This is a genomic window from Marinobacter sp. (assembly GCF_039977835.1).
Taxonomy (GTDB): domain Bacteria; phylum Pseudomonadota; class Gammaproteobacteria; order Pseudomonadales; family Oleiphilaceae; genus Marinobacter.
The window spans coordinates 199,871-208,236 of sequence record NZ_JBDWCL010000036.1 but is presented as its reverse complement, the minus strand read 5'-3'; the positions used below and the strand labels follow the sequence as shown (position 1 = coordinate 208,236).

The 8,366-nt window shown below is 60.0% G+C and carries 6 protein-coding genes; 1 reads left to right on the top strand and 5 read right to left on the bottom strand.

Annotated features, from left to right (window positions below):
- Window positions 1–474: 474 nt before the first annotated feature.
- The 5 genes from urtE to urtA all read right to left on the bottom strand — a co-directional run bounded on the left by urtE (window position 475) and on the right by urtA (window position 6,123).
- Complete coding sequence (urtE, locus tag ABJM11_RS10485) at window positions 475–1,173, bottom strand: urea ABC transporter ATP-binding subunit UrtE (RefSeq protein WP_348295677.1); 699 nt, start codon at window positions 1,171–1,173, stop codon at window positions 475–477.
- Window positions 1,173–1,997, bottom strand: a complete 825-nt coding sequence (gene urtD, locus ABJM11_RS10480; protein WP_348295676.1) for an urea ABC transporter ATP-binding protein UrtD — start codon at window positions 1,995–1,997, stop codon at window positions 1,173–1,175. The genes urtE and urtD overlap by 1 nt, the downstream gene beginning before the upstream one ends.
- The gene (gene urtC, locus ABJM11_RS10475) at window positions 1,994–3,115 is read right to left on the bottom strand and encodes an urea ABC transporter permease subunit UrtC (protein WP_348295675.1); all 1,122 of its coding nucleotides are present in this window, start codon (window positions 3,113–3,115) and stop codon (window positions 1,994–1,996) included. Before urtC ends, urtD begins: the two co-directional genes overlap by 4 nt.
- Window positions 3,116–3,118: 3 nt before the next feature.
- A complete protein-coding gene (urtB, locus tag ABJM11_RS10470; RefSeq protein ID WP_348295674.1) occupies window positions 3,119–4,717 on the bottom strand; it encodes an urea ABC transporter permease subunit UrtB in 1,599 nt (532 codons plus the stop codon).
- Window positions 4,718–4,815: 98 nt separating this feature from the next.
- Complete coding sequence (urtA, locus tag ABJM11_RS10465; protein WP_348295673.1) at window positions 4,816–6,123, bottom strand: urea ABC transporter substrate-binding protein; 1,308 nt, start codon at window positions 6,121–6,123, stop codon at window positions 4,816–4,818.
- Window positions 6,124–6,473: 350 nt separating this feature from the next.
- Between urtA and atzF the strand changes: the two genes are divergently transcribed.
- Entirely contained in the window at window positions 6,474–8,312 is a 1,839-nt protein-coding gene (atzF, locus tag ABJM11_RS10460) for an allophanate hydrolase (RefSeq protein WP_348300407.1), read from the top strand.
- Window positions 8,313–8,366 lie beyond the last annotated feature (54 nt).

Sequence of the window (8,366 nt, the reverse complement as noted above, 5' to 3'; positions counted from 1 at the left end):
GCTTTCCAGCTCCAGTTGATCGTTTACCGTAAGATTAAAGGGTGCTGGTTTGCGGGCCAAAACAGAGTCTCCAAGCTCGTGAATAACAGCTCGAATTATAGCATATATACACTTAGGAAATACCCGGACGGAACACTAGGTGCCCATTCAGGCGAGGCGAGCGCCGGATGACTAACAGCAGTACGAAGGGTATGAAATGCCAAAGGTGGAGAAAAGACTGCATTAGTACTGAACGGTTCATCGGGCGTCATCCCTAACAATCGGTGCTTCCGTAGTGTTTAGCTACCTAAGGTAGATCATCACAGCCCTTCTTGTCTGCTCTAATTACAAAAATACAAATTTTTCCACAGAATAAGATGCGCGACATTGCGGCGCAGTTTTCTGTTTTTGCGACACTATTGGCAGGAACACTGAAGGCGTTTCAGCTTGAGCGGTACCGATACGAGCAATTGGCGTTGATAAGTTGTATGGCGGTCATACCGTCAGGTGTTTCTTGATGAGTTCATCAGACAACTCACCAATCCCCCCCTCAGCAACCCTCCTCCCCCGATCCAGAATCGCAAACCGATCCGCATACTTCCGAGCAAACGGCAACTTCTGCTCAACCAGCAGAACCGTCAGCCCATCCTCTTCGATAAGGCGACGAATAACCTCCCCAATCTGCGCCACAATATTCGGCTGAATCCCCTCCCCCGGCTCATCCAGAATCAGCAGCCTGGGCTCAATCACCAACGCCCGCCCAATTGCCAGCTGCTGTTGCTGCCCGCCAGACAGGTCACCGCCTCTGCGGTGTTTCATCTCCTTCAACACCGGAAACAACTCATACACCCGATCCGGTATCTTCTTGCTGCCGTCTTGGCGCACAGCCAGGCCGGTGCGGAGGTTTTCCTCCACGGTCAGCAGGGGGAAGATTTGCCGGCCCTGGGGCACGTAGCCAATGGCCAGTCTTGATCGGTCTTCGATTTTCTTTTTGGTCATTTCCACATCGCCGGCAAATTCAATGCTGCCGCTCTTGGTGGTTTCCTCGCCCATGATGCATTTCATCAGGGTGGTCTTGCCCACGCCGTTGCGGCCCATCACGCAGGTGCACTGGCCCTGGGGCACGTCCAGGTCCAGGTCCCAGAGGGTGTGGCTTTCGCCGTAGTATTGGTTGAGCTTCTGGATCTTGAGCATTACGCCTCCTCCCCCAGGTATACCTTGATCACTTCCGGGTCGTTGGAGACCTGGTCCATGGTGCCTTCGGCCAGCACGCTGCCCTGGTGCAGCACGGTCACCTGGCGGGCGATGGAGCGCACGAAGCCCATGTCGTGTTCCACCACCACAACGGACTGTTTGCCGGCCAGGCTGGTGAGCAGTTCGGCGGTGCGTTCCATTTCCTGTTCGGTCATGCCTGCGACGGGTTCGTCTACCAATAGCAGCCTTGGTTTCTGCATCAGCAGCATGCCGATTTCCAGCCACTGTTTCTGGCCGTGGGAGAGGATGCCGGCGAGTCTGTTTCCTATGGCCGCAAGGTTAATAGTTTCCAGCACTTCGTCGATGCGGTCCCGGTATTCCGGTTTCATGACGGCAGTCAGGGTGGGCAGGATGCGTTTGTCGGCGGCCATGGCCAGTTCCAGGTTTTCGAACACGGTGAGTGCTTCGAACACGGTGGGTTTCTGGAACTTGCGGCCGATGCCCAGGCTGGCGATGTCCGGCTCGTTCTTGGTGAGCAGGTTGTGGCGGCTGCCGAACCATACGGAGCCCGTGTCCGGGCGTGTTTTGCCGGTGATGATGTCCATCATGGTGGTTTTGCCCGCGCCGTTGGGGCCGATGATGCAGCGCAGTTCGCCGTCGTCCACCGTGAGGTTGAGGTTGTTGATGGCCTTGAAGCCGTCAAAGCTTACGTTCACACCCTCCATGTACAGGATCGGGCCGTGGCGCACGTCGACTGGTGAGGCCACGGGGGCGAGGAAGTCGAACACCCGGTCGCGATGGGTGAGTTGCTCCAGCATGCTCATGCGGTGGCCTCCTGGGTCTGGGGTTGCTTCTGGCGTTTCTGCAGCAGGCCGGCGATGCCCTTGGGCAGGAACACGGTCACCAGCACGAACAGGCCACCAAGCATGAACAGCCAGGCGTCTGGCATTACGCCGGTGAACACGGTTTTGGCGTAGTTCACCAGAATGGCGCCGATCACCGCGCCGTAGAGGGTTGCGCGGCCACCCAGGGCCACCCACACCACGATTTCGATGGAGAACAGCGGCGAGAATTCGCTGGGGTTGATGATGCCCACTTGCGGCACGTACAGCGCGCCGGCCACACCCGCCAGCATGGCGGATACCACGAATACGAACAGCTGCACCCGTTCCACCCGGTAACCCAGGAAGCGGGTGCGGGCTTCGGCGTCGCGGCAGGCGATGCTGACCCGGCCCAGTTTGCTGGCCACGATGGCGCGGCAGATCACGTAGCCGATGGCCAGGGCTATGCCGGTTGCGATGAACAGCCCCAGCCTTGTGGCGTCGGTGCGCAGGTTGAAGCCGAGGATGTCGCGGAAGTCGGTCAGGCCGTTGTTGCCGCCAAAGCCCATCTCGTTGCGGAAGAAGGCCAGCATCAGCGCAAAGGTCAGTGCCTGGGTGATGATGGAGAGGTACACCCCGGTCACCCGCGAGCGGAAGGCCAGGAAGCCGAACACCAGGGCGAGAATGCCCGGCGCCAGTAACACCATGATGAAGGCGAACCAGGCCATGTCGAAGCCCAGCCAGTACCAGGGCAGTTCGTCCCAGTTCAGGAACACCATGAAGTCCGGCAATACCGGGTCTCCGTAGGTGCCGCGATCACCGATCTGGCGCATCAGATACATGCCCATGGCATAGCCGCCGAGGGCAAAGAACGCGCCGTGGCCCAGGCTGAGGATACCGAGGTAACCCCACACCAGGTCCACCGCCACCGCCAGCAGCGCGTAGCACAGGTATTTGCCCAGCAGGGTGACGGTATAGGCGCTGACATGCAGGGCGCTGTCTTGCGGCATGAACAGGTGGAGGAAGGTTACCGCCACCAGGGCCGCAAACAGTACGCTCAGGAATATCTGTGTGGAACGCTCCTGAAAGGGCCGGAGCAGCCAGTTCTGTGATGACGACATAACTCAGCCCTCCGCTGCCCGGCCTTTCTGGGGGAAGAGCCCCTTCGGCCGTTTCTGGATAAACAGGATGATGAACACCAGCACGATGATCTTGGCGAGTACGGCACCGGCCCAGGGTTCAAGCAGCTGGTTGATGGTGCCCAGGGAGAGCCCGGCAATGAGTGTGCCCCAGAGGTTACCCACGCCACCGAACACCACCACCATGAAGGAGTCGATGATGTAGTTCTGGCCCAGGTTGGGGCCCACGTTGGTAAGCTGGGAAAGCGCCACCCCGGCCAGGCCGGCAACGCCGGAGCCCAGGGCGAAGGTCATGATGTCTACCCGGGTAGCACGGATGCCCATGGAGCGGGCCATGTTGCGGTTCTGGGTGACGGCGCGCACTTCCAGGCCCAGGCGGGTCTTGCGCATTATCAGCATCAGTGTGGCGAAGACCACCAGCGCGAAGCCCAGCACATACATGCGATTGAGGGTGAGGGAGAGCGCGTCGTTGATCACCAGTGAGCCGCTCATCCAGTCCGGCGTGACCACAGTGCGGTTCTGGGGCGAGATCACCGTGCGCACCAGTTGCTGCAGGATCAGGCTGATGCCGAAGGTGGCCAGCAGGGTTTCCAGCGGGCGGCCCTTGAGGTACTGGATAACGCTGCGTTCGATGATGATGCCGGCGGTGGCGGCCACCAGGAAGCCAGCGGGAATCGAGAGAATCAGTGCCAGGCCGGGCTGGCCGGGTAAGAGTTGCTGCATGCCCCAGGTGGTGTAGGCCCCCAGCATGATCAGTTCGCCATGGGCCATGTTGATCACGCCCATCACGCCGAAGGTGATGGCCAGGCCGATGGCGGCCAGCACCAGCACCGAACCGAGGCTGAGGCCAAAATACAGGGTCTCTGCAGCGCGGTTCAGTTTCAATTTCTGTTCGATGGTGCTCAGTGCCTGTTTGGCCTTGGTGGCCAGCGCAGGGTTATCGCCCCGGACGGCCTCGTTCAGGGCGGCGCGGGCACGGGGGTGCAGGCTGCCGGCCAGTACCTCGATGGCCTCAAGGTCGCCCTCGCCCACCCGGTAAATGGCGATGGCTTCTTCAATGCGGTTGCGCACCCTGGCGCTGTCTTCCTGTTCCAGCCGCGCTTCCAGCGGCTCAACCAGCGAGGCGTCCACTTTGCCCATCATGTCCTGTGCGGAAGCTTCACGCACGTTCGGGTCTTTGGCGTTCAGGTCCAGCATGGCGAGTATGCCTTCAAGCTGGCCACGAATGCGGTTGTTGATCGCGACTCTGTCCAGATCGCGGCGGGACATGTCGCCCATGTTCTCTCCGGTCAGCGGGTTGGCGATTTCCCAGTCCCGGCCCCGGTTGTTCAGAACCAGTACCACCTGCCCCGTGTCTTTTATGCGGCTCAGGCGGTTGTTGCCGTAGGCTTCAAGCCAGCCCCTGGCTCTTTCATCACCGCTGCTGACGATGGCGTTAATCGCTTCTTCCACTTTGCTGGCCGGTGCTTCTGCGAGGTTGAACAGCAGTTGCTTGCCGGGATCGTCCTGCTGTGCGGTGGCAGGAAGTGAGAGCACGGAAGCCAGGGCAATAAGCAGCAATGTGAGCGATCGGAGGATGCCCATAATCTGTCCTGTCTGTTGAAAGCGGGTTGCGGGGTGGCAACCGGGGGGCAGCATAGCTACCCCCGGGTTGCCTTTGGTGCTTTGCTGGTGGCTATGGCTTATTCGTCAGCCGCCGCCATTTCGCCGGCGGAGGCACCGCAACTACCGGTCTTGGTGTTGAAGGTTCCGCAGGACATCGGCTTGCGCCAGTCGGCAATCAGGTCCCTTGAACCGGGAAGGTAGTCAGACCAGGCATCGCCAGCCACGAGTGACGGGGTTTCCCACACAACGGAGAACTGGCCGTTGTCCTGGATCTCGCCAATCAGTACCGGCTTGGTAATGTGGTGGTTGGGCATCATGGCGGCGTAGCCACCGGTCAGGTTGGGCACGGTTACGCCGATGATGGCGTCTTTCACCGCGTCCACGTCGGTGGTGCCGGCTTTTTTGACCGCTTCGATGTACATGTTGAAGCCGATGTAGTGGGCTTCCATCGGGTCGTTGGTGACGGCTTCTTCATCGCCGGTGTGGGCCACCCACTGGTCGATGAAGTCGTAGTTGGCGTCGCTGTCCACGCTCATGAAGTAGTTCCAGGCAGCCAGGTGGCCAACCAGCGGGCCGGTGTCGATGCCGGAGAGCTCCTGCTCACCTACGGAGAAGGCAACCACCGGAATGTCGGAGGCGGAAATGCCCTGGTTGCCCAGCTCACGGTAAAACGGCACGTTGGCGTCGCCGTTGATAGTGGAAACCACGGCGGTTTTCTTGCCGGCGGAACCGAAGCGCTTGATGTCAGACACAATGTTCTGCCAGTCGGAATGCCCGAAAGGCGTGTAGTTGATCATGATGTCTTCCTTGGCCACGCCTTTGTCCATCAGGTAGGTCTCAAGGATCTTGTTGGTGGTGCGCGGGTAGACGTAATCGGTGCCCGCCAGTACCCAGCGTTCCACACCGATGTCATTCATCAGGTAGTTCACCGCAGGAATCGCCTGCTGGTTGGGGGCCGCGCCGGTGTAAAAAACGTTCTCGGAAGACTCTTCACCTTCGTACTGCACCGGGTAGAACAGTAGGCCATTGAGTTCTTCCACCACCGGCAGTACGGATTTGCGGGACACCGAGGTCCAGTTGCCGAAGATCACGTCCACCTTTTCCTGGGCCAGCAGTTCGCGGGCTTTTTCGGCAAACAGCGGCCAGTCAGAGGCCGGGTCTACCACCACCGCTTCCAGTTGGCGGCCGAGCACACCACCTTCGGCGTTCTGCTTTTCGATGAGCATTTCAACGGTGTCTTTCAGGACCGTTTCACTGATGGCCATGGTGCCGGAGAGAGAGTGAAGGATACCGACCTTGATCGGGTCTTCGGCGGCCATTGCGTTAAGAGATACAGAGAGGGCCAGCGCTGAGAGGCCAAGTGTCACGTGTTTTTTAAGGGTCATGTTGTGCGTCCTTGTTTACGGGTTGGTTCGTGCCATTCGCTTGAGTAAACGCACACCTGCCACTGCATCTGGCGTTCCAGCTTTCACTGAACCCCATCCAAAACAACACGTTATCTAGTATACAAGCTACCCATCACCACTCGGCAGAGGCACCAGAACCCGTAAATCTCCCGTTTCCGGGCCTTTTTCTGGTGCATCTGCCCATCAATAGTGCGCCCTTAAAATGTCCCTTTTATCGCCATAGGTGCGCACATCTCTGTTTTTATTGGTTATTTTGAAATCCCTTCCGAATGGCACGGGCATTGCCATTGCTCATGTATACAAGATGACAACGCACATGAGGACGAACCATGCCTGCAACACTCGGATGGACCATTGAAGACTGGCGAAAGGCCTATCAGTCGGGCGCTACGCCCGAGGAACTGATTAGCGAACTGCTCGCCAGCCTGGATACAACAGACAACGCCTGGATTGCACTATCAGGTAGCACGCAGCTGCAGGCGGCCCTGTTCGATCTGGCGGGCAGCCTTAATAAAGTGGATGGCGATATCAGGCGCCTGCCGTTGTACGGCGTTCCATTCGCCGCGAAGGACAACATTGATGCCGTGGGGTTTGAGACCACCGCGGCTTGCCCGGCCTATGCCTATTCGCCGGAAGAGGAGGCCAACGCTATTGCCCGGCTTAAGGCCGCTGGCGCCGTTCTGATCGGTAAAACCAACCTCGACCAGTTTGCCACCGGGCTGGTGGGCACACGCTCTCCTTACGGAGCGGTACCCAACAGCTTCAAGCCTGAGGTGGTGAGCGGTGGCTCCAGTTCCGGTTCCGCCTCGGTGGTGGCCCGCGGCCTGGTGCCGTTTGCGTTGGGCACCGACACCGCCGGCTCCGGCCGTGTGCCGGCGGGGCTGAACAATCTGGTGGGGCTGAAGCCGACGAAGGGGCTGTTCAGCATTCAGGGCGTGGTGCCCGCCTGCCGTTCCCTGGATTGTGTGTCGGTGTTTGCACTGACGGTGAACGACGCCGGGGTGGTAGCCGATGCCATGGCCGGGTTCGATGCCGACGATGCCTTCTCCCGCAAGGCGCCCTATGCCCTGCCCCTGGACGGCCCGGCCATTCGCCGGCCGGGCCCGATCAAGCGTCTGGCCATTCCCGAACACCCGCAATGGTTTGGTGACCAGCAGTCGGAAGCGGCCTGGAATACCGCCATCAGCCTGTGGCGGCAGCAGAATGTTGAGCTGGTGCCGCTGGATTTTGCGCCCATGCTGGAACTGGCTGCGCTGCTTTATGAAGGCCCCTGGGTGGCTGAACGCCACGCCGCTGTGGAAACCTTCATGGCAAGCCATGCCAGCGAGATGAACCCGGTGGTGAAAGGCATTATCGAGAATGCCAGCAGGTTCAGCGCAACGGATACCTTCAAGGCCCAGTACCGCAAAGAAGAACTGCTGCGCCAGATTGACGAGCTGCTGGCCGATGTGGACGCCCTGCTGGTGCCCACGGCCCCCACGGCACCGACCATCGAAGCAGTCAACGCAGACCCGGTCACCCTCAACAGCCAGCTGGGCACCTACACCAATTTCGTAAACCTGGCAGATATGAGCGCCCTGGCCATTCCCGCTGGCTTCCGGGACGACGGCCTGCCCTTCGGCGCTACGCTGATCAGCGGCGCCTGGAAAGACACCGAGCTGCAACACCTGGCCTGCCAGTGGCTGAACGCCCATCCCACGCCACTGGGCGCCACCGACAAGCCACGGCCGGAAGAAACACCCGGCGCCGAAATTTCCACGCCTACTGTGCGGGTTGCCGTGGTGGGCGCCCACCTCAGCGGCATGCCTCTGAACACGCAATTGACTGAGCGCCTCTCCGTGCTGCTGGAGCAAACCACCACCTCCGCCAATTACCGGCTCTACGCCCTGCCCAATACCACCCCGCCCAAGCCCGGACTGAAACGGGTAGCAGCGGGAGAAGGCGAACAGATCATCGTGGAAGTCTGGGAAATGCCCGCCTCGGCCTTCGGCTCCTTCGTAGACCTGATTCCGGCGCCCCTGGGCATTGGCAACGTGGAGCTCGCCGATGGCCGTTGGGTGAATGGGTTTATTTGTGAGGGGTATGGGTTTGAGGGGGCTCGGGATGTGACTGAGTTCGGGGGGTGGCGCGGTTTTATGGGGTCTGACCCTGCGGGTCTGACCCCGTAAATATTGACCAAGAAGCGCTTACCCAAAGTTTGGAGGTTGATCTGGCCTGGTCAG